The sequence below is a fragment of the Psychrobacter cryohalolentis K5 genome, assembly GCF_000013905.1.
GTDB lineage: Bacteria > Pseudomonadota > Gammaproteobacteria > Pseudomonadales > Moraxellaceae > Psychrobacter > Psychrobacter cryohalolentis.
Window position 1 is genome coordinate 2,731,872 of record NC_007969.1, and the last position, 22,257, is coordinate 2,754,128.

At 42.2% G+C, this 22,257-nt stretch carries 19 protein-coding genes; 11 read left to right on the forward strand and 8 right to left on the reverse strand.

What is annotated here, in order from left to right:
• Positions 1–120 precede the first annotated feature (120 nt).
• Positions 121–2,280 (reverse strand): fatty acid oxidation complex subunit alpha FadB, encoded by a 2,160-nt coding sequence (gene fadB, locus PCRYO_RS11375; RefSeq protein ID WP_011514537.1) that lies wholly within the window; start codon positions 2,278–2,280, stop codon positions 121–123.
• Between the two features lie 716 nt (positions 2,281–2,996).
• On the opposite strand from fadB, the gene PCRYO_RS11380 reads away from it, so the two are divergent.
• The 3 genes from PCRYO_RS11380 (at position 2,997) to PCRYO_RS11390 (ending at position 5,812) form a co-directional block, all read left to right on the forward strand.
• A complete protein-coding gene (locus PCRYO_RS11380) occupies positions 2,997–4,004 on the forward strand; it encodes a polyprenyl synthetase family protein (protein WP_041753261.1) in 1,008 nt (335 codons plus the stop codon).
• A 72-nt stretch (positions 4,005–4,076) separates the two neighbouring features.
• Positions 4,077–4,895 carry a DUF72 domain-containing protein gene (locus PCRYO_RS11385; protein ID WP_011514539.1) on the forward strand — a complete coding sequence of 273 codons (819 nt, stop codon included), beginning with the start codon at positions 4,077–4,079 and terminating at the stop codon, positions 4,893–4,895.
• 122 nt (positions 4,896–5,017) lie between these two features.
• Complete coding sequence (locus PCRYO_RS11390) at positions 5,018–5,812, forward strand: tetratricopeptide repeat protein (protein ID WP_011514540.1); 795 nt, start codon at positions 5,018–5,020, stop codon at positions 5,810–5,812.
• 31 nt (positions 5,813–5,843) lie between these two features.
• Here PCRYO_RS11390 and PCRYO_RS11395 read toward each other — a convergent pair whose 3' ends face one another.
• Together PCRYO_RS11395 and PCRYO_RS11400 are read right to left on the reverse strand one after the other, a co-directional pair.
• A complete protein-coding gene (locus PCRYO_RS11395) occupies positions 5,844–6,335 on the reverse strand; it encodes a hypothetical protein (protein ID WP_041753263.1) in 492 nt (163 codons plus the stop codon).
• 144 nt (positions 6,336–6,479) lie between these two features.
• The gene (locus PCRYO_RS11400) at positions 6,480–7,109 is read right to left on the reverse strand and encodes a superoxide dismutase (protein WP_011514541.1); all 630 of its coding nucleotides are present in this window, start codon (positions 7,107–7,109) and stop codon (positions 6,480–6,482) included.
• A gap of 457 nt (positions 7,110–7,566) precedes the next feature.
• On the opposite strand from PCRYO_RS11400, the gene rdgB reads away from it, so the two are divergent.
• From rdgB to PCRYO_RS11425, 5 genes are all read left to right on the forward strand, one after another.
• Positions 7,567–8,220 carry an RdgB/HAM1 family non-canonical purine NTP pyrophosphatase gene (gene rdgB, locus PCRYO_RS11405; RefSeq protein WP_011514542.1) on the forward strand — a complete coding sequence of 218 codons (654 nt, stop codon included), beginning with the start codon at positions 7,567–7,569 and terminating at the stop codon, positions 8,218–8,220.
• A 446-nt stretch (positions 8,221–8,666) separates the two neighbouring features.
• The gene (tig, locus tag PCRYO_RS11410; RefSeq protein ID WP_011514543.1) at positions 8,667–10,010 is read left to right on the forward strand and encodes a trigger factor; all 1,344 of its coding nucleotides are present in this window, start codon (positions 8,667–8,669) and stop codon (positions 10,008–10,010) included.
• 407 nt (positions 10,011–10,417) lie between these two features.
• Positions 10,418–11,113, forward strand: coding sequence for an ATP-dependent Clp endopeptidase proteolytic subunit ClpP (gene clpP, locus PCRYO_RS11415; RefSeq protein WP_011514544.1), 696 nt, complete (start codon positions 10,418–10,420; stop codon positions 11,111–11,113).
• A 133-nt stretch (positions 11,114–11,246) separates the two neighbouring features.
• On the forward strand, positions 11,247–12,521 hold the full coding sequence (gene clpX, locus PCRYO_RS11420; protein WP_011514545.1) for an ATP-dependent protease ATP-binding subunit ClpX: 1,275 nt from the start codon (positions 11,247–11,249) through the stop codon (positions 12,519–12,521).
• A gap of 451 nt (positions 12,522–12,972) precedes the next feature.
• Positions 12,973–13,956, forward strand: a complete 984-nt coding sequence (locus PCRYO_RS11425) for a c-type cytochrome (protein ID WP_011514546.1) — start codon at positions 12,973–12,975, stop codon at positions 13,954–13,956.
• A gap of 128 nt (positions 13,957–14,084) precedes the next feature.
• Here PCRYO_RS11425 and PCRYO_RS11430 read toward each other — a convergent pair whose 3' ends face one another.
• The 3 genes from PCRYO_RS11430 to argS all read right to left on the reverse strand — a co-directional run bounded on the left by PCRYO_RS11430 (position 14,085) and on the right by argS (position 18,012).
• Positions 14,085–15,179 (reverse strand): PTS transporter subunit IIC, encoded by a 1,095-nt coding sequence (locus PCRYO_RS11430; RefSeq protein WP_011514547.1) that lies wholly within the window; start codon positions 15,177–15,179, stop codon positions 14,085–14,087.
• A gap of 145 nt (positions 15,180–15,324) precedes the next feature.
• Positions 15,325–16,116, reverse strand: a complete 792-nt coding sequence (locus PCRYO_RS11435; RefSeq protein WP_011514548.1) for an SPOR domain-containing protein — start codon at positions 16,114–16,116, stop codon at positions 15,325–15,327.
• Positions 16,117–16,182: 66 nt separating this feature from the next.
• Complete coding sequence (gene argS / locus PCRYO_RS11440) at positions 16,183–18,012, reverse strand: arginine--tRNA ligase (RefSeq protein WP_011514549.1); 1,830 nt, start codon at positions 18,010–18,012, stop codon at positions 16,183–16,185.
• 415 nt (positions 18,013–18,427) lie between these two features.
• Between argS and PCRYO_RS11445 the strand changes: the two genes are divergently transcribed.
• Positions 18,428–18,646: a DUF2788 domain-containing protein gene (locus tag PCRYO_RS11445; protein WP_011514550.1), complete on the forward strand. Its 219-nt coding sequence runs from the start codon at positions 18,428–18,430 to the stop codon at positions 18,644–18,646.
• A gap of 43 nt (positions 18,647–18,689) precedes the next feature.
• Here PCRYO_RS11445 and cmoB read toward each other — a convergent pair whose 3' ends face one another.
• Positions 18,690–19,781 carry a tRNA 5-methoxyuridine(34)/uridine 5-oxyacetic acid(34) synthase CmoB gene (cmoB, locus tag PCRYO_RS11450; protein ID WP_011514551.1) on the reverse strand — a complete coding sequence of 364 codons (1,092 nt, stop codon included), beginning with the start codon at positions 19,779–19,781 and terminating at the stop codon, positions 18,690–18,692.
• A 50-nt stretch (positions 19,782–19,831) separates the two neighbouring features.
• Complete coding sequence (gene cmoA / locus PCRYO_RS11455) at positions 19,832–20,620, reverse strand: carboxy-S-adenosyl-L-methionine synthase CmoA (protein WP_011514552.1); 789 nt, start codon at positions 20,618–20,620, stop codon at positions 19,832–19,834.
• A gap of 232 nt (positions 20,621–20,852) precedes the next feature.
• On the opposite strand from cmoA, the gene msrA reads away from it, so the two are divergent.
• Together msrA and tmpT are read left to right on the forward strand one after the other, a co-directional pair.
• Entirely contained in the window at positions 20,853–21,374 is a 522-nt protein-coding gene (gene msrA, locus PCRYO_RS11460) for a peptide-methionine (S)-S-oxide reductase MsrA (RefSeq protein ID WP_011514553.1), read from the forward strand.
• A gap of 216 nt (positions 21,375–21,590) precedes the next feature.
• A complete protein-coding gene (gene tmpT, locus PCRYO_RS11465; protein WP_011514554.1) occupies positions 21,591–22,250 on the forward strand; it encodes a thiopurine S-methyltransferase in 660 nt (219 codons plus the stop codon).
• The last annotated feature ends 7 nt before the right edge of the window (positions 22,251–22,257 follow it).

Here is a 22,257-nt window from a genome sequence, read left to right on the forward strand (position 1 = left end):
TTGTCAGTGGCAGTACCGTAATGCTCGCCTATCTAATTTAGAAGGTTATTGATAATAAATAAATTACCAATCATCTTATCGAGCATGTGTACTGCACTTCATCCTAGTAATGACTGCCTATTACGCGGTAGCGTAAAAGGTCTCGCCTGCTGCTGCCATATCGCGAATTTTTTGCGGGGCTTCATAGGCTTTGCCAAGGTATGCGTATTTTTCACACAGTGCCAAGTAGTTATCTAGACCCATTTGGTCAATATAACGGCAAGGACCACCGCGGAATGGCGGGAAACCAACGCCCATAATCATCGCCATATCTGCTTCTGACGGCGTGCTGACGATATTGTCTTCTAGGCAACGTACAGTTTCATTACAGAAAGCTAGCATGGTGCGGTCGATGATCGCTTGATCTTCAAACGTTTGCTTGTCGCTATCAGTCGTGGTTTTTAATAGCTCATAAGTCGCTTCATCAGCCACTTTCTTTGGCTTGCCGCGCTTGTCCATTTCATACTTATAGAAACCAACGCCGTTTTTCTGACCTAGGCGTTTGTTTTCATATAAATGCTCGATAGCGCCTTTATAATCAGGCTTCATGCGGTCAGGGAAACCTTCTGCCATGACTTCTGCGCCGTGTACGCCAGTATCCAAACCAACGACGTCGATTAGGTAAGCAGGACCCATCGGCCAGCCGAATTTTTCCATGACTTTATCGACATGAGCAAAATCAGCACCTTGTTTAAGTAGCAAGTCAAAGGCACCAAAGTATGGGAACAATACACGGTTTACCAAGAAACCTGGGCAATCATTCACGACGACAGGCACTTTGCCCATTTTTGTGGCCAAAGCAACGGTCGTTGAAATCGCTTCTTCAGAAGATTTTTCACCGCGAATAACTTCTACTAGCGGCATACGGTTTACTGGGTTGAAAAAATGCATACCAACGAAGTTTTCTGGACGCTCAAGCGCTTCAGCTAAGAAAGTAATAGAAATCGTTGAAGTGTTTGACGCTAAGATACAATCGTCTTTTACTAGACCTTCTACTTCCTTAAGAACCGCACGCTTCACGTTTGGATTTTCTACAACTGCTTCGATGACGATATCAGTTTCAGCAAAATCGCCATAGTTTAGCGTTGGACGGATACGGCTTAACGTTTCGCCCATTTTTGCTGGGGTTATTTTGCCGCGATCGACCATTTTGCCAAGTAATTTGCTGGCTTCACCCATACCAAGGTCTAATTGCTCAGACTTGATGTCTTTCATGATGATTGGCAAGCCTTTGCTGGCTGCTTGATAAGCGATACCGCCGCCCATGATACCAGCGCCCAATACAGCGGCTTCGTTGATGTCATGTGCTTTTTTGCTGTGCTGTTTGGCTAACTTTTTAACCAATTGGTCGCTTAAGAACAAACCAACCAAGCTTTCTGCTTGTGGGGTTTTCGCCGCTTTTGCAAAACCTGCCGCTTCTACTTCAATCGCTTTGTCACGTGGTAAGTTAACGTGTTTTTCGATAGCAGCGATAGCTAATGCTGGCGCAGGATATTGCTTAGGATTGGCTTTGGCAAAGATCATACCTTTTGCGCTGTTAAATGCCATCGCTTGTTCAAGCTGATTTAGCTTAACAGGAACGAGCTTTTCTTCTCGTTTCGCTTGCCAATCAAGCTCATCTGAGATACATTTTTTGACCAAATCAATGGCAGCATCTTGCAAGTCATCAGCAGCAACAGTCGCATCAACCAAGCCTAGTTTTAGTGCATCGAGTGCTTTCTTTGGTGTGCCAGTCGCAATAAGTTCAAGCGCATTATCAATACCAATGACACGCGTACTACGAACCGTACCACCAAAGCCTGGGAAGATACCCAATTGAGTTTCTGGTAAACCGATGATAGCTTTGTCGCTCATGACGCGGTATTCGCAAACTAAGGTCATCTCACAACCACCGCCAAGCGCTGCGCCATTGATAGCAGCTACTTTCGGGAAAGGCAAATCTTCAAAGCGATTAAAGGCGTCATTGATATTAATAACCCAATCTTTGATTTCTTCTTCTGATTGCTTAAAAGAAGCCACAAACTCTGTGATGTCCGCCCCAGCGATAAAGACGCCTTTGCTTGACGTGACGATTAAGCCTTTAATGTCATCTGCTTTTTCTAACGCATTAACAACTTCAGCAAACTGCTTATTGGTCTCAGTGTCAAACTTGTTCACGCTCTCATTTTCGGCGTTGTATTGCATGTTGGCGATGCCATCCTCTAGCATTGTCACCGTAATGCGATTTCCTTGGTATACCATTTGGAACTCCTTGCTATATAACGAAAGCTACGTTTTAAAATTAAAATAAATAGCCAGTTATTGTTAGAAAAATGGGTAATAGCACCGTTAACCTGCCCTTTCATCCTAATCAACAATAATGACGTCATTGTGATAATGGTGAGCCAAATTAAACGGTGAAGATATCTTTATTATCTAGCGCTTATGCTTGTACCTTTATAGCTATGTACTTATATTATATTACTACTATTATAGCTATTGACTGAGATTTGATTTTATAGTCGTTTTTCGATTGATAAATAGTGTAAAACCTCAGTTATCAATCGCTAGACCAATTTCACGCCAATTAGTGTAGGGGATTATGCCCCCGACTGTCACAAGCTAATACCATACTCGCAAGTCACTCTTAAATCCACAGCAGCCCTTTACCTGACTAGCAATCTGCCTTAAGTGATTGTTTGTATACTGGAATCAGACCGTGGTGATTAACCTTTAAATGCAGCCTCTTATCAAAACATATTTAACCACTAAGTTAAATCGCCAATGCGTAACGAGGGCTTGTTGCATTATTTCATGCCGCTTTTCATATTAAGCTTTCTGTTTTTGATCTCAAACCTTCTATTTTTAATATACAACTTTAAAAAATACATTAGGGATTATGTATGTGGCATAAGGAATATAATCTATCATGTTACACTAACGATATTTTTATTATTCACCTGATAGAAGGTTGGGTTATGTCTGTTTCTTCTACGTCGAGCGTTGTTCCTATTAGCTTTATCCCTTTTAATAGCACAGAGCAGTTTCACCATGAGGTGCGCGCGCAATTAGCCAAAGATATCGAAGTGTTATTTGATTACGCTGAGCTGCCAAGCCCGCTGCTTGACGCTTGCCGCTATGTAATGACAGGTACAGGGAAATTGGTACGTCCACTACTGGTTGCCAGCGCTTTTTCCAGCACTTATAGCCATAATGACACAATCGCCGATAAAGACAATGCCTTGGCATCTTTGTTAGAAAACGACTCAGATTATGATATGTGCCGCCGTGCAGCGTTGGCGGTGGAGCTGCTGCATACTTATTCGCTGGTGCATGATGACTTGCCATGTATGGACGATGACGAGCTGCGCCGTGGTCAACCAACCGCTCATATCGTCTTTGAAGAATCGACCGCCCTGCTCGCAGGTGACGTATTACAGACGCTAGCCTTTGAAGTATTGACGGCGGATCTGCCAACCTTTGCGCCTTTTGATTCCGCTATCGCAAGTCAGTTATTTGCTATCTTTGCCCCGCGTGCACGGCGCATGGTATCGGGTCAAATGCTTGATCTCAATGCTGAAGCCACTACTGGGATTTCGCAAAACGATTTAGAAGCCATTCACCGTGATAAAACCGGCGCATTAATTGAAGCGGCGATGTTGATGGGCGGTATCTGTGCTGGCGCGACGGCTCCGCAGCGCATGGCTCTACAAGAGTGTGCACAGCATATCGGTCTCGCCTTTCAGGTTCAGGACGATATTCTAGACGTAACGACCTCTACTGATACGCTTGGTAAACCTGCCGGCAGTGATGAAAAGTTAGACAAATCTACTTATGTAAAGTTAATGGGTGTCAATAATGCGACCAGCTATGCGCAATCGCTATTTGATGACGGGCGTGCAGCCATTTCTCGTGAGCTTGACGACAGCTCAGACACTGATGCGCTGATGGCACTTATCGAATGGCTTTGGGCACGTAAGAAATAGCTAAATAAGGAATAAGCTTAGAAACAACACGCCCAATATTTTAATCATTAAAAACAGCAAAGGGTGATCAACATGGATAGTGCCCCTACTCCGCGTATTTACCTCGGTACTGGCGGTTATAGCGATACCGATTTACTCGGTACGCTGTATCCAACGGGTACCAAAAAAACGGACTTCTTACGTGAATATGCCAAGCAATATGGTGCAGTTGAGATTAATAGTACTTTTTACGCGCCCATTGGACAAAAAGCCTTTGCAGGTATGGTCGATAAAGCCTATGTGCAAGCAGACAGTGAGTTGAAGTTCGCGGTCAAACTGCATCAAGACTTTACTCATGCGCGTAAAGGCACTAGTGATCACGCGCAAGCTTTCCTTACTGCCCTCACACCACTTATTGAAGCCAATGCGCTCGCGCCATTACTACTGCAATTCCCACATGGTTTTGATCGTACTCGTGAGCATCGTCTATATCTGGCAAACCTTGTCAGTTGGTTTAAGGACTACCCACTCGCTATTGAGTTTCGTCATAACGGCTGGCATACGCCGCAAGTGGTCGATAGCTTTACCGAGCAAGGTTTGATTTGGTGCAGCGTTGATTATCCCAAAGTCAGTGGTCTACCGCCATCACGATTGATATTTACCGAGCGCACTGGCTACTTACGTATGCATGGCAATAATCTAAACTGGTGGGATGCGATGAGTGCGGCTGACCGCCATGATTATCGCTATAGTGAGGCGGAGATGCAGGACTGGGCGCAAGCGATTGCCAATCAGCGTCAGCATTTTGATGCGCTCTATATTTTCTTTCAAAATACCGTCAATGCGCATGCTTATTATAATATTGCGATGCTCAGAGAGGCGTTGGGTAGGTTTGGGTTTGAGGTGTTGTGATGCGTAGAACGCTCCCTAATTTTTCTATAGCAGCGTTTTAATTTTCTTTTATCTATTGCAGTCGTTATTTCATAGTTGTATTTATTTTTTAAAATCTAGCAGTCTTATTTAGGAAAGTGTATATGCTTATCTGGTTTGTAGTCGGAGCGATAGCCTTATCTGTAATAGCATTTAAATATTATGGAAGAAACAGAGAATCTGATAGTTTTAAGCTTATGGAGAGATTAGCTAGCCAAGGGGATGCGCGAGCTCAAATAAATCTTGCCATGATGTATTACGGTGGTACAGGCGTACGTCAAGATCTTCCTAAAGCTATTCAATGGGCAGAAAAACCAGCTCGGCAAGGTAATGCTGAGGCTCTATTTGTTATGGGTATGATGCATACTCAAAAGAATGATACTAAGGCTTTTGAGTTTTACCTACAATCAGCTAATCAGGGCTATCCTAGTGCTCAGAACATGGTTGGCCTTTCATACAAGGAAGGAAGAGGTGTACAACAAGACTATACCAAGGCATTTGAATGGATACAAAAAGCAGCTAATCAGGGCTATCCTAGTGCTCAATACGAGCTTAGTCTAATGTATGAGAAAGGCATAGGCGTAAAACAGGATAACGCTAAAGCGTTTGAGTGGTATCTAAAATCAGCTAACCAAGGTAATGCGCAAGCTCAAAGCAATCTTGGTGCTATGTATGATCAAGGCATAGGCGTACAACAAGACTATGCCAAGGCATTTGAATGGTATACAAGATCAGCTAGCCAAGGTGATGCGCGAGCTCAATTTAATCTTGGTAGGATGTATCATTTTGGCAAAGGTGTACAACAAGATGATGCTAAGGCACGTGATTGGCTGGGTAAGTCTTGCAAAAACGGGTTTCAAGATGCTTGCACCATTTATCGATTATTACCTAAAAGATAGATCGCTGTAACCATAGTTAAGCTGCATACACTCAATCCCATGGCTGTTGTTCTTTATCAGTAGCATACCTAGCCATAGCTATTAAAGACTCTTTACCCTTATAAATATTACTTTCGGAATAAAAACCCTCGAAATACAATCTACAAAAACAGTTATAAAAGTAAATTCTAGCCTGTTTAGATTCATCCAAGGGAAACTCACTAGACTCTGAGAAATGATCCTGAATATGAGTCGTTACCAAGGTAAGTATTAAGACGTCTGAAGCATAAATTCTAGAACCTGAGAATATTTTTTTGAACTCACTCTGCGAAATTATATTTGCTTGCTCTAACAGACTTCCAGTTTCAAGTAATATGGTATGGCTCATTACTTCTCGTTCTTTTTTACTTACCCCTTTAGATAGAACTAGCCACTCATTAAAGGGTCTAAGCGTTAATTGGGTAGCATTTTTAAAAGAGAAAACCCCTCTCATAAAGAGAAATAAAACCGTCGTTATCACAACAACTATTAAGAACGTTTCCACTATCACCCCTGAAACAATATATTAAAAAATACAAGTATAGCAGCTATCATTTCGACATTAGTACAACCTTCCTATAATCATTAAACCAAAAAAAGGACGCCTCTCAGCGTCCTTTTTTCAAATCAAAACCTTAGTCGTTAAAGATTACTCTTCAACACCAGCATCTTGACCTTTATATTTCGCATTTGCGTAGTCCCAGTTCACTAGTTTGTCTAGGAACGTATCGACGTAATCAGGACGACGGTTACGATAATCGATGTAGTAAGCATGTTCCCATACATCACAAGTCAATACCGCGATTTGGTCATGTGCAAGTGGCGTGTCAGCGTTAGCAGTTTTGGCGATAGACAATTTGCCACCGACTTTATCAGCCACTAACCATGCCCAACCTGAACCAAACTGAGTCAATGCTGCGTTTTTGAACTCTTCACGGAACTTGTCATAGCTACCGAAATCTTCTTCGATTTTCGCTTTCAAGTCACCAGTAGGTTCGCCGCCGCCGTTTGTTGGCGTCATGCAGTTCCAATAGAACGTGTGGTTCCATACTTGGGCTGCTTGGTTAAACATACCTTGCTTGCTGTCATCTTTAGCCGTTGCTATGATGATTTCTGACAACGTTTTGTCTTCTAGACCAGAACCTGGTAGCAACTCGTTAAGCTTAGTCACGTATGCATTGTGATGCTTATCATGATGGAACTCTAAAGTTTCAGCACTGATGTGCGGCTCTAAAGCATCTTTTGCATATGGTAGGTCTGGTAAAGTAATCTTTGACATAGTTATTTTATCCTTGCTGTTTTAACTGTTATTTTATGGAAACTGAATTTTACGCTATTTTTAACACGCAAAAAACCCTATAAAATAGCTGGCTAAATTGGCTGAGTTTATTGTTTAAAATGAATTTTATCGATTAATACATTGTATTGCTGAACACAGTATCACGTATTATTATGAATCCAAAATTAACTATTATTCTTTTCTTGCTCTTGGCTCAAAAGCCAAACACTTGACTTTGTCAGCCTTTATTAACCAAATATTCACAAGCTATAAGATATAATTCACTGTAGCTTGGCAGATATTATAGCAATAGTGGCGACAAATATCAGTTACCAAATGTTATGCAAATCGCAATCAGTATTGCTTGCGAACAGCAAACAAAAAAAATATAAAAATAGCACCTTAATATAAATCACTATTTTTTATTTAGACTTAATTACATGACGGAATATCCACTATGAGTGCTACCAGTACATCGCGACCCTTGACCCAATCTACATCTCAAAAGCAATGGGTACTCGCCAGCAATAATAAAGGCAAGCTTGCTGAGTTCACAAGACTATTTGCAGAAGCAGATTTGGATGTGACGATTGTCCCTCAAGGTCAGCTCGATATCGACGATGCGATTGAAGATGGCTTGAGTTTCATCGAAAATGCCATTATAAAAGCCCGTCATGCTAGCCGTATTAGTGGATTGCCTGCGATTGCCGACGATTCTGGACTTTGTGTGCCAGTACTGGGTAATGCACCCGGTATTTATTCTGCGCGCTATGCCGGCGAGCATGGTAACGACAGTAAGAATAATGAAAAGCTTATCGCTGACTTGCAGCCTATCCGCGCAGCACAGCTTGATACTGCTATTAAGGGCATGTTCGTTTGCGTACTGGCAATGGTGCGTCATGCCGATGATCCGCTACCGATTATCGCGCAAGGTTTATGGCACGGTGAGATTTCAGAGACAGCGCATGGTGACGGCGGTTTTGGTTATGACCCACTGTTCTGGTTACCAGAGCTGCAGGCGACGGCGGCAAGCCTCAGTGCTGCGGATAAAAATAGCATCAGCCATCGCGGTCAGGCGATCAAGCAGTTATTGGCGCAATTGCCTTTATAAGACGCTTATCTCTTGTAGTTATCCAATTTGATGCCATTTAATCCTCACATCAGTAAATCAGGCGTAGACATACAAGACGTACTTTAAATGAGATGACTGATATAGTAAATTGATACCGCGTAAACGACAAAACAGATAATTTTTACTTTAATAAACAGATAGATTATACTGTTCTACTTTTAAAATTTTGTTGAAAGCCGTTAATTGTCTGTATTATTCGCCAAAAAGCGTTATTATGCGACCTATTGACGGTTTATTATTGATATTTGATAGTATCGACTAAGATTAAACATGTCGTTTTTCAGAGCCAGCAGCGATTGCTAAAGGCATTGATTTGAGAATGACTTGCTATCACTATCCCCTATTTATTCCAACGGCAACCAGTCATAAACGCCCGTATTTTGAGGCATGGTTGTCTATTATTTAATCCTAAAGGTGTAATGATCATGGCTACAGATTTACAAGTCACAACCAACAAGCTATCTAACAAAGAAACTCAGTTAACGGTTAAAGTACCCGTTGAAAAGATTCAAAACAAAGTTGAAGGCCGTATTCGCCAAGTAGCGAAAACTGCCAAGATTGACGGTTTCCGTAAAGGTAACGTGCCTATGTCACATATCCGTTCACAGTACGGTGCTGGCATTCAACAAGAAGTGATCAACGACGTCATCCGTGATACTGTATTTGAAGCGATCAAATCTGAAGACATCCGCGCCGTTGGCATGCCGAATATCGACGACGTAAAACTTGAAGATGATTTCTTGGTTTATCAAGCCACTGTTGAAATCTTCCCAGAAGTTGATGTACAAGGTATCAATGAGATCGAAGTTGAACGTCATACCGCCAAGGTTGATGAAGCTGATGTTGACACCATGATCGAAAACCTACAAAAACAACGTGAAGAATTCGTTGAGAAAAAAGGTAAAGCGGACAAAGGCAATCAAGTCACTTTTGACTTTGAAGGCTCTATCGATGGCGAAAAATTCGAAGGCGGTTCTGCTGAAGACTTCAAATTGGTTATCGGTAGCAATCAGATGATTCCTGGCTTTGAAGCAGGCATCAAAGGTATGAAAGCTGGCGAAGAAAAAACCATCGACGTGACTTTCCCAGAAGATTATCAAGCTGAAAACTTAGCGGGTAAAGAAGCTCAGTTCAAAATCAATGTAAAATTGGTTGAAAAATCTAAGCTACCAGAAATTGACGATGCATTCCTTGAGCTATTTGGTGTTAAAGAAGGCGGCGTTGAGAAGTTAAAAGATGACGTTCGCAAAAACATGGAACGCGAAATCAAAAATGCTGCTCGTAGCCAAGTAAAGCAAGCAACGTTTGATGCTTTGTTAGAAAAGAACGAGTTTGACGTACCTAATGCTATGCTAGAGCAAGAAATCGAGCGTCAACGCAACATGATGATGCAACGTTTTTCTCAGCAGTTCGGTGCGAATGCTGATAGCTTCGATAAAGACATGCTACCAAATGAGTTATTCGAAGAGCAAGCACTACGTGCGGCACGCCTTGGCATCATCGTTGCTCGCGTTATCGATACCAAAGGCTTAGAAGTTGACCAAGCTCGCGTTGAGACGTTCATCAAAGAAGCGGCTGAAAACTACGAAGATCCAAGTGAGGTAATCGAGTACTACACCACTGATAAGCAACAGCGCGCGAACATTGAGTCTGTTGTATTAGAAGACCAAGTGGTTGATTATCTAATCGAGCAAGGTAAAGTAACTGACAAAGAAGTTAGCTACCAAGACCTATTAGCTGCTCAGCAACAACAGCAGCAAGCAATGTAATCTAGCTAAATCTTTGCCATTAACTGGTACTGACTGCTAAGATTGCTCTAAAAATGCCCTAACAAATTTGTTAGGGCATTTTTATTGGTGGCTTATATGCTATCTTTATGGATAGATTATAGACAGCACCCTTGATAAGTACGCACAAACGCCCTATTAATAGGAAGTCATTTATCATTTGTCACATTAAAAAGTTACTATTACTCTGATAAAAAAGTTACCATTAGCTCAATTATTTTAAGCTAATAGCCTTTATTACTGCTATTTATCAACTATTGATGCGATACCCGTCTCATTTAGCGTAATAGGTTTTATTATAAACCGACAATGTTTACAATGATAAACACCAATAAAAATTTAACGATTTTCTACTTTTTATCTTCTATCTTTATAAACAGGATATTTTTATGACAGATTATGATCGCATCACTGCCAACCCGCATTTTGATATGCTGATGAGCGCACACACTACTGCCCAGAGCGCACAGTATAATCAAAGCGCAACCCAAGCAGCATTAGTTCCTATGGTAGTTGAGCAATCAGCTCGCGGCGAACGCTCGTTTGATATTTTCTCGCGTCTACTACGTGAGCGCGTTATCTTTTTGACCGGTCAAGTTGAAGACCATATGGCCAATCTTATTGTGGCGCAGCTGCTATTTTTGGAAGCCGAAAACCCTGATAAAGACATTCATTTATATATCAACTCACCAGGCGGCTCGGTCAGTGCTGGTTTGGCCATTTTTGATACGATGAACTTTATCAAACCTGAAGTATCAACCATCTGTATGGGCGGTGCTTATAGCATGGGCTCATTCCTGCTGGCTGCTGGTGAAAAAGGCAAACGCTATGCCCTAGCCAATGCTCGCGTCATGATTCATCAACCTTCAGGCGGCGCACAAGGTCAAGCAACAGATATCGAAATCAATGCACGTGAAATCCTAAAAACTCGTGCGCGCTTAAACGAGATTTTGGCTGAGCGTACGGGTCAGCCAGTAGATAAAATTGAAAAAGACGTCGAGCGTGATTATTGGTTAGATGCTAAAGAAGCCAAAGAATATGGTCTGATCGATGAAGTATTAGAGCGTCGCCCTGCTTCTTTATAATAGCCATTCTATGAGCAGCTGTATCGATGTAGCTAGTAGCACTGCTTATGCTTAAGTGCTCTATATTAGGCACTTAAGCGTTGATACGCACATCAGAATATTTATAAGTATAAAATTTTAGGAGTGCCTGTATATGGCAGAAGATAACACCCCGCAGTGCTCGTTTTGCGGCAAAGAAAAAAGTGAAGTGAAGCAGCTGATTGCCGCTGACGATGCCAATATCTGTAATGAATGTATTGAGCTATGTACAGACCTTATCGCCGACAGTGACGAACATGGTGATGACGATAGCGATATTGATACCTCTTGGGTCAATAAAAAACTGCCAACACCAAAAGAATTGCGCGCCAAGCTTGATGAATACGTCATCGGTCAGGATGCTGCTAAGAAAGCCTTGGCTGTTGCCGTTTATAACCATTATAAGCGTCTAAAAGTTAGCCAAATTTTAGCCAATGATAGCAAAAAAGCTAAAATTGGTGCTGATGATGCAATGGTAGAATTGGCAAAGAGTAATATTTTGCTGATTGGTCCAACAGGTTCTGGTAAGACTTTACTTGCGCAAACGCTAGCACGTCTACTTGATGTTCCTTTTGCGATGGCGGATGCCACGACTTTGACCGAAGCCGGTTATGTCGGTGAAGACGTTGAAAACATCGTACAAAAGCTATTACAAGCATCAGATTATGATGTTAGTAAAGCGGAGCAAGGCATCATCTATATTGATGAGATTGATAAAATCAGCAAAAAAGGTGATAACCCTTCTATCACGCGTGATGTGTCGGGTGAAGGCGTACAGCAAGCATTGCTAAAACTTATCGAAGGTACGGTCGCGGCTATTCCGCCACACGGTGGTCGTAAGCATCCGCAGCAAGAGTTGATCCAAGTAGATACCAGCAATATTTTGATTATCGTTGGTGGTGCGTTTGCCGGTCTTGATAAAGTCATTCAGCAGCGTACTGAAAAGACAGGCATTGGCTTTAATGCTGATGTCAGCTCAAAAGATGATAGTCGTCGTAGCTCAGAACTACTGCAACAAGTAGAGCCTGAAGATTTGATCAAGTTTGGACTTATTCCGGAGCTTATCGGTCGTCTTCCAGTACTTGCTGCGCTTACAGAGCTAGACGAAGATGCATTGGTTCAGATTTTGACGGAACCTAAGAACGCCTTGGTTAAGCAGTATAAGTATCTGTTTGATATGGAAGGCGCTGACATTACGTTTACCAAAGAAGCACTTGATGCGATTGCTAAAAAAGCGATGGCACGCAAAACTGGTGCTCGTGGACTGCGCTCTATCGTTGAAAATGCTCTGTTAGAGACGATGTATGAGCTGCCTTCTATGAAGGATGCTAAGACTGTACTCGTTGATGAGCAAGTGATTAACGAAGGCAAGACGCCTGAAATTGCTTAACTGTTAACCTGCTACATCACTCGTTTTAATTAGCGAAAAGTTAGTTAAAATTTAAAAAAAGCGCTCAAACATGATTTATGTTTGAGCGCTTTTTTATGCTAAATACAAGGACTTCAGTTTAAAAGAAGCAACGAAACACTAATGTTATAGCTTCTGTTTTCAATTTTAAAACACTTTACGTATTTGTATTTGATACACTAATGTTACTAGCAACCTACCGCTTCATTCTTTGTTATATTTCAAGCGCTAGAGTTAGGCTGCTGAGCAACTAAGATTGCATCAAAGACTCGATATTACGTGTTATTTTTATGCTGTTCTAAAGATTATCCTTATTTTTACTGCTCTTAGCCTTTTACTGACACAAAATATCGAGTTGGTTCTACCATTATGGCACCTAAACTAGCATATAAATTTAAATTTCTATATTACTTTTTAAAATAAGGATATTCCTATGAAAACGCTCCTATATCCTAAGTGCTCCGTTTTGATAGCCACTGTGTTTGCCATTAGTGCTGTCGGTATTACTGGTTGTAGCGATCACACTGAAACCAAAGCCGTTGACCGTGTCGAAGAAGCGGCAGCATTGGCACGAGTAAAAGATCTCGAAGCACGCGCTGAAGTTATTAAAAGTAACATGCCAGCTGCCAATGACATAACTGCGACCGCAGGTGGCACTGATACGGCAAGTGGCAAGCCTACTATTAAGATGCCAGATGAATCTACGATTCCAGATGATGAGTTTGGTGCCGCTGTGCGTCGCGGCTTACAAATTGCCAATCACACTTATAAGGAGATGCCAAATAACGTTGGTAATCAGCTGAACTGTACAAGCTGTCACCTTGGCAATGGTTCAGAGGCTTATGCTGCACCTTGGAACAATATGCCCAGCGTCTATCCTATCTATCGTACGCGCGCAGGTCGTGTCAATACGATACAAGAACGTATTAACGGCTGTTTTGAGCGTTCGATGAACGGTAAGGCACTGGATCTTGGTTCAGATGATATGAACGCAATGGTGGCTTACATGAGCTGGTTGTCACAAGACATGCCATTTGGCGTATCGCCTGAAGGTCGTGGTTTTGTCAAAGTGGATAAAAACCTCGAGCCAAACACTGACAATGGCAAAAAGCTATTTGCAGAGAAGTGTAGCGTTTGTCATGGTGCAACTGGTGAAGGTCAGTATAACGACGATGGCACCTACGTTTATCCTGCTGTCGCTGGTGAAAAGTCCTTCAATGATGGTGCTGGTATGGCACGTACCTATACGGCTGCGGCATTTATCAAAGGCAAAATGCCCTTTGGTCAAGGCAATACGTTAACTGACCAAGAAGCCGTCGATATTGCTGCTTACTTTACTCACTTGCCACGTCCGGTAAAAGCCAATAAAGACAAAGATTGGCCAAAAGGCGACGCCCCTAAAGATGTACGTCGCTAATTTAAAAATGTTATAAATGCTAGAAGAACGAAAAGCCCAGTTATCTTAAATAACTGGGCTTTTTGATTTTCCTGAGTTCTTCCTTAAATCTTAGTTTTTAAGGAATGCTGCTTATTTTTCAATGGATACTAAGGCAGTTTCATATCGCCATCGACCAACCAACCAAATCGACGCATCATATAAGCCACAACGCCAGCAATCACAGCAGGCAATATAAACATCAATAAAATAATCGCCGTCCATAATTGACCCGTACTCATAATCTCTTTTGACGCTTCAATCACGCCAAATACGCCAACCAGTCCTGCGGTTCCCATACCTGCGCCTGTAGCCGTACATGCTAGCTCAAAGCCGACGGTCGCTATCGGACCGACGATAGCACTTGCTATAACAGCCGGTAATAAAATAATGGGTTTTCTGAGCACATTAGGAATTTGTAGCATACTAGTGCCCAAACCCTGAGACACAACCCCACTTATGCCGTTGTCCTTAAAACTGGCGACGGCAAAGCCAATCATATGTGCCGCGCAGCCTACCACTGCCGCCCCACCTGCAACTCCGCCAAGTCCAATAGCAATACAAATCGCCGCACTCGATGTCGGCATCGTTAGCAATATACCGACGACAACAGCGATTACGATTCCCATTAATAATGGCTGTAAAGTAGTGGCTGCTTGAATCCCTTGACCAATGGCATTGACCGCAGCAACAACAGGAGGATTGAGCAGCGCACATACGGCTAATGCCACCGCGCAGATCAGTAAAGGTACCAGTAGAATATCAAGCTTGGTCTTGCCTGCAACCCATGTACCAGCGCGATAGGCAAAAACTGACGCCAAATATGCACCGATTGGATTACCCGGTAGCGCAGCAAAGGTGGCAGGACCTGCTTCTTGAGCAATAAATAGATTACCTGCCATTAATGCTTCAGAGTGAGCGCCCAACATACCAGCGACCAAGCAGCTAAGCATTACCAAAGTTGGCGCTTTTAGATAATAAGCAATGCCGACACCGATGCCCGCGCCCATTAACACAGATGCCAATTTTCCGACGGCAATCAGTGTTGGAAGATTTAGCCAACCACCGATTTGCGAGATGATAAGACCCGCTATGAGGGTGACAAAAAGCCCCAAAGCCATACCAGTAAATGCATCAATAAAGTATTTTTGAAAAAATGCTTTAAAAGGACTGTGCGTGGTTACTGCTGAATTAGATACCGTCATAGCGATACTCTCGGTTAGTGTGGCAATAAAAAATTTCAATATAGTGGGTTAAGCTTAGAAAAAATACGCCGCTATTAGCAAAAAAAACGTATAAAAAAAGCGCCACTGTGACGCTTTTTTTCTAAACAATCAAATCAACCTAAAACTAACGACGTTGTTCAACGATAATAGAATCAATCCCGTTATTTTGCAGGCGCTGCTGAGCAGTAGCAACGGCTTGACGACTATTCATTGGGCGTGAGATCACCTGATAGATAGGCAAGCCATTACCAGTAGTGTTTTTAACGACTTTCGCATCAACACCTGCCATCAGTACTTGCGCACGGCGACGGTCGGCTTCATCAGCATCACCAAAACTGTTAATTTGTAAGATATACGTAGCAGCAGGCTTAGCAGCTTGAATGCTTGCATTGCCAGCATTGGGTTTGTTTGCATTAGTACCCGGATTGCTTGTCGCTGGCGTACCATCGTAGGTCGCATCTTCTTCAATAATAACGATATCATCATTACCAGTAGCTGCGCCAGCATTTGGCGCACTGGTTGTACCTTCAGAAATATTACCCGTATCATCATTAGCACTAGGCACATTACTGTCAGTTTGATTGACAATCACATCCGGTTCAAAATCTATGATTTCACCCAGCTGGTCATTGTCGGTCTTGTCAAATTCTTCATCAGGGACGGTTGCCATTTCTTGATTGGGTAAAATATCATAGAATTCATAATCACCATTGTCAGCATCAGGATCAACTCGTTGCTGTATTTGCTTATTAGGATCTCCAGCCGTATCAGCGGGACTAAAATTAAACCATGGTGACAGATATAAGAATACCCCGATCATCAGCGTCAACACTGCACCAACAAACATCCATAATAAGCCTGACGCACTACTTGTTTTGCGCTTTTCAGTGGCACCTCTTGGTTTTTTGGCTAACATGGATCGCATTCTCCCTACTGAATCTATCTGTCATTATTGAATTATTACTATCAGTTGCTAGCTTTATTACATGCTAGACGGTGCAGACAGCCCTAATAGACCAAGCCCGTTACTGATAACTTGGCGTACTGCTTTAGATAAACGTAAACGAGCTTGCATCATCGCCATTTCATCGGCGCTTGGTGTCTCACCTGAAGTCAGGCTCACAGGCAAAATACGATTGCTATCGTACCAACCATGGAATAACGCTGCCAACTCTTTAAGGTAATTAGTCAAGATGTGCGGCTCATAACCTGTCGCTGAGCGCATCAAGGTAGCAGGATAAGCGGCAAGCAGCTTAATCAACTCCTCTTCACTTGGTGCAACAAGTAATTCTTGCTGCGCCGCACCTATCGCATCATCCACACTTAAACCACTGGTTTCTAGTTTTTCTAACACACGGCAAACGCGGGCATGTGCATATTGAATGTAATAAACCAAGTTGTCTTTACTTTGCGATTTCGCAAGCTCCAAGTCAAAATCAACATGTACTTCAGGCTTACGCGCGACGTAATAAAAACGCGCTGCATCGTTGCCAACTTCGTGACGTAGCTCACGTAAGGTCACAAATTTGCCAGAGCGTGATGACATTTGTACTTTTTCATCACCGCGCCATAATGCGACAAACTGCACTAATACCACATCTAAACGGTCGGCATCGATACCAAGCGCCAATAAAGCCGCTTTTACGCGCGGTACATAGCCATGGTGGTCTGCACCCCAAACGTTCACGACTTTGTCAAAACCGCGATCGAATTTATTTTTATGATAGGCGATATCAGAGGCAAAGTAGGTACTTTGCCCATTAGCGCGGCGTACGACACGGTCTTTTTCATCGCCAAAATCCGTCGATTTAAACCAGATATTGCCGTCTTTTTCGTAGAGGTAGCCTTTGTCTTCTAAAATCTGTAAGACTGGCTCAATCTCGCTATCAATTGATCTTTCACTAAACCAGCATTCATAACTCACACCGAAGTCATTTAGATCGTCTTTGATATCAGCCAAAATACTGCTTAATGCTGCATTTAGAAACAGCTCATAACCATTACCAAGTAAAGCTTTACTATTGGCAATTAGACCATCGATATGGGCTTCTTTATCACCTGATAGCAGTACTTTTTCGCCATCGGCATTTATTTCGAACTGCGCATCTTCTGGCACGTTCTCGGCAATATCTGCGAAACGATGTACGTAAGTATCAGCATGCTGCGTCTTTAATGTCTGAGCAATATCACTGACATAGTCGCCTTGATAGCCGTTGACGGGGAAGGTGACAGTCTCACCATTGGTTTCTAGATAGCGCAAATAAGTACTGGTCGCTAAGATATCCATCTGGCGACCGGCATCATTGACATAGTACTCACGCGTGACATCATAGCCAATCGCCTCAAGCAAGTTTGATACGCTCATACCAAATGCAGCGCCGCGACCGTGACCAACGTGTAAGCTAGAAGTTGGGTTAGCAGAGACAAATTCGACCTGTATTTTTTGTCCGTCAAACTGCTTGCTTAAGCCAAAGCCATTTTGCAAATTGAAGATATCATCTAACACTGCAAACTTGGCTTCAGTATTCAAAAACACATTGATAAACCCTGGACCCGCGATTTCTATTTGGCGGATATCTTGATTCTCAGGCAATGCATTAACGATTTTTTCAGCCACTTGGCGCGGATTGGCTTTGGCAGCTTTGGCAGCAGTCAGGGCAATATTGCTGGCAAAATCACCATGGCTGGTATCCTTAGTACGCGTAATTTGGCTATTATTTTGCCAATCAGCCGGTAATTCGCCGTCATTTTTTAGGACTGCAATCGCACTGTCAAACAGTGAGGTAAGCGTATCGATTTGGGCTTGTGACATAGGACTATAAACTCGGATAAATAAACAATAAAAGTGGTGGAATATAAAATACGATAAAAAGATAAGTAACCTGCAAATATAACAACCTTTACCTGCTATTGCACTATTTGGACTAAAAATAGCGATAAAATGCTATTTATAGCAAGGTGCTAGGGTTTATTTGACGTTTAAGGGTTATTATAATTGGCAGATGGCTTATAGGTCAGAGTTATTGTAGCGTTCCTGTTTCCCAAGGTTGATGAAACATTCATACCTAGCCTGTTCCACGTTATAATAACGCCATTTATTGGCTACTTTCTCTTGATATCGTGATGCTTAAATACTTATTCAACTATTTGTAAGTATTTCATTAAAAAGCAATAAAATAACGAACAGAGAACGTGGTACTTTATGACTTCGTATATAGGATAAAATTATGTTTGCCATTGCTGCCAGTACCGTTACCAGTTGGGGGCTTTACATCTTATTGCCCATTTTTATTGCCTTTTTATTCTTTATCATTTGGGACTTATCAAAACAGTCTGGTGCTGGTCGCGCTGGTACATTTTGGATGTTCTTAGCACTTGGTACTGGTTTTATCGGTTTTATCTTAAAAATATTGTTAGAAATGGCATTTACACGGTGGTTTATCTAAAAAGCATTGACAATTTACTGCTTTGCCAATTATTTTTTTGCAATCATTTCTTGGCAATTAGAGTAGCACGCAGCGGCGCAGGATAGCCTTCAAGAGTTTTGCTAGAATCATTAGGATCTAAAAAATCTGCTAACGAATGATAAGTCATCCATTCCGTTTTGCGCTGTTCTTCCGTCGAGGTAACTGCCACATCGACGCAGCGCACCTCAGTAAAACCAGCTTTCTCTAACCAGCCTATTAATGCGGCAACCGAAGGTAAAAAATACACATTATTCATTTGAGCATAGCGGTCATGCGGTACCAGTACCGTATTGGCATCGCCTTCTATTACCAAAGTTTCAAGTACCAGCTCGCCACCTTTGACCAACTGCCCTTTAAGCTGTTGCAAGTGCTCAAACGGCGATTGGCGATGATAGAGCACACCCATACTAAATACGGTGTCAAATAATTGGCTATGCTCAGGCAATGCTTCAAGCGGCACTGGAATATAATGAGTTCGGTAACGCCCTGTACCATGAGTATAAGTATGAGCATCGGCGCTACCTACAAAATGCCGAATCGCCATAAACTGATGATAAAACAAGCACGATGGGTCAATGATGATGACCGTATCGGCGCCTGACCCTGCCATACGCCAACCATGATAACCAGAACCACCACCAACATCTAAGACGCGGCGACCTTTTAAGTTACCCAAATGCGGTGCGACTCGTTGCCATTTCCAATCACTGTGCCATTCGGTATCAATCAATATTGGCGCATTGGTATCGCTGTTATCTTGGGTATCAACAGTTTGACGACTACTGATCTGACCACCAATTTGAAAAGGCCCTTTGCGCCACGGCATCAGCTGCTTTAATAATGCCATTGTTTGTTTGCGCTGAGACTCACTAAGATTTGCCTCAATCGTCAAGACATCACTGTTCAGATCGACATTATTGACCGTCAAATTCGGTAAACGCGCAACCGATGCTTGATAGGCAGGCGCATGCGCGTAATTGGCTTTGTCCTTGATATCATTTAACCATGTTGGCAAGCGCGTAAGCCATTCATAAGCACTTGGCTGCTGTTGCGCTAGTTCTAGCAGGGTTAAATACAGTTCACGTTCGGCGTGGGTAATAGTGTCGTTAAGCATAAAAGCAGGTTACCGTATTGATCAAAAAACAACTGTGTTAAAAATAAGAATTATTTAAACGCCACAATAGAGACGAAGTTTAAAAACTGAAACCACGTGAGATGACGCTGAAAGCCAACATCACTCAATCGTGCGTGATGCTCATCTAAAGTATCCGTAATAAGGACGTTTTCTAGCGCATTTCGTTTGCCGCTGATTTCCATCTCGGTATAGCCATTGGCGCGTTTAAAATCATAATAACGTTCAACCAACCACGCATCATACTGCTCATCAAAGGCATGAGTCTTTTCGGTCAATACCAATATACCGCCTTCGCTGAGTGCCACATAAATCTTTTCTAACACTGCCACTCTATCGGCAGCCGGTAAAAACTGTAAGGTTAAATTCAAAATCACCATATCACATGGCTCAAGCTCAATATCGCGAATATCCGCAGTGATGACCTCTATGTCATGCTCAGGATAATTATCATTCAGTAAAGTAGTCGCTTCAGTGGTCATCGCAGGTGAAATATCAATCGCTTTAATTTGCAAATCTTGCGGCTCAAACTCGCCAGCCAAGGTCATACTTGCAGCACCCAGTGAACAACCCAAATCATAAATACGGCTCACACGCTGCCCACTATCACTCTGTTGGCGATATTTACAATGACGACGAGCAAATATGGGTAACATCGCCAATACCTGACCGTAACCGGGAACACTGCGACGGATCATATCCGGAAAACAAGCCACCACTTGCTCATCAAATGAAAAGCGAGCTGCTTTATCTAGTGGCGTGGTGAATAAGGTGTCATGTTTAACAGTGGTAGGCTGAGATTGGCTCATAGTGTGACTCATTCTTTGGTAATTAAACTAAACTTTAACGTGTGTAATCATCTTGACTGACGCTATCAATAATAAGCAGCTGATAATAACGAGCTTTTTAGCGTAGCAAAAGCCCATTATAACATTACTATTTGTTACTTATCGCAGGCAACTGCACTGTTAAGCTAAATGTATATCGCCAAGCAAAATAGATTTGTAAAACATGCTTGGCTCATATTTTATAATGATAAGAATAGGAAAAATTATGCAAACCATTATATTAGGCGGTGGCTGTTTTTGGTGCACCGAATCAGTATTTTTATCCGTAAAAGGCGTACAGTCTGTAATATCAGGTTATATGGGCGGCGATGCGGTATCAGCCAATTATGAAGCAGTCTGCGGTGGGAATACTGGTCACGTTGAAGTGATTAAAGTCGAATTTGACGAATCGATTGTCCCATTAGAAGTGATACTTGATGTCTTCTTTGCCACTCATGATCCCACTACAATGGATCGTCAGGGTAATGATGTAGGTAGCCAATATCGTAGCGTCGTGTTCTACACTGATGAAACGCAAAAACCGACCATCGATCGTACCATTAATAAACTGCGTGACATGGGTATAAATGTGGTGACCGAAGTACATCCTGCGGTTGAATTTTATCAAGCAGAAGACACACATCAAGACTTTTTTAATCGCAACCCAGGACAAGCTTATTGCAACTTTGCCATACCACCAAAACTTGCTAAACTACGTAAAGAATTCAGTCAATATATGGTGAGCTAAGCATCACATTGCCTAACAATTTATTCGTTTCAGACATGTCTTAATTTATTATTTAATAAAAGCCAAATGCTTATAATATAAGTATTTGGCTTTTTTAATTTCTGATAATTTTATTGGAGTTAATGACTTTAACAATATCAAGCGACAAGTTATGATAATGCATCGACTGTAAAAAATAACTGATAATAGAAATTCTTATAACTGAAGGCTAAAGCAATGAATCCAGAATTTTGGCAGGCTCGCTGGAAGGAAAAACGCATCGGCTTTAATCAGCCTAAAGTGAATCCTTTGTTGATTAAATACTTTTCAGATTTAAAGATGGCCACCGGAAGCCGTATATTCATCCCTTTATGCGGCAAATCTATTGATATGATTTGGCTAGCCAATCAAGGTTTTGATATGGTCGGCGTTGAATTGGTTGAGTCAGCGGTACAGGAATTTTTTGCTGAAAATAATATCTCTTATACGATAAAAGCGCATGATAAAAATTCAAATATTAAATGCTATCAAGGGCAGTTATCAGGACAAACAATAGCGTTATGGGTTGCAGATATATTTATGCTACGTACTAATGATGTTGGTCGCGTTGATGCGGTCTACGATCGAGCAGCATTAATTGCGATGCCAGCAGAGTTGCGCCCGCAATATAGTCAGCAAGTTATCGACCTCAGTCAAAACGCTCATCAGTTATTACTGACACTCAATTACGACCAAAATGAGCGAGCAGGACCGCCCTTTTCAATCAGTCATGAGCAAATCCAGCAGTACTATAGCGCTCACTATCAAATTCAAGAGCTTGAGGGCAAACCATCGACTTTAAACGCCGCACCTGAGATGACGGTGACAGAGAATGTTTGGTTGTTGAATAAACCATAAGCGAGAA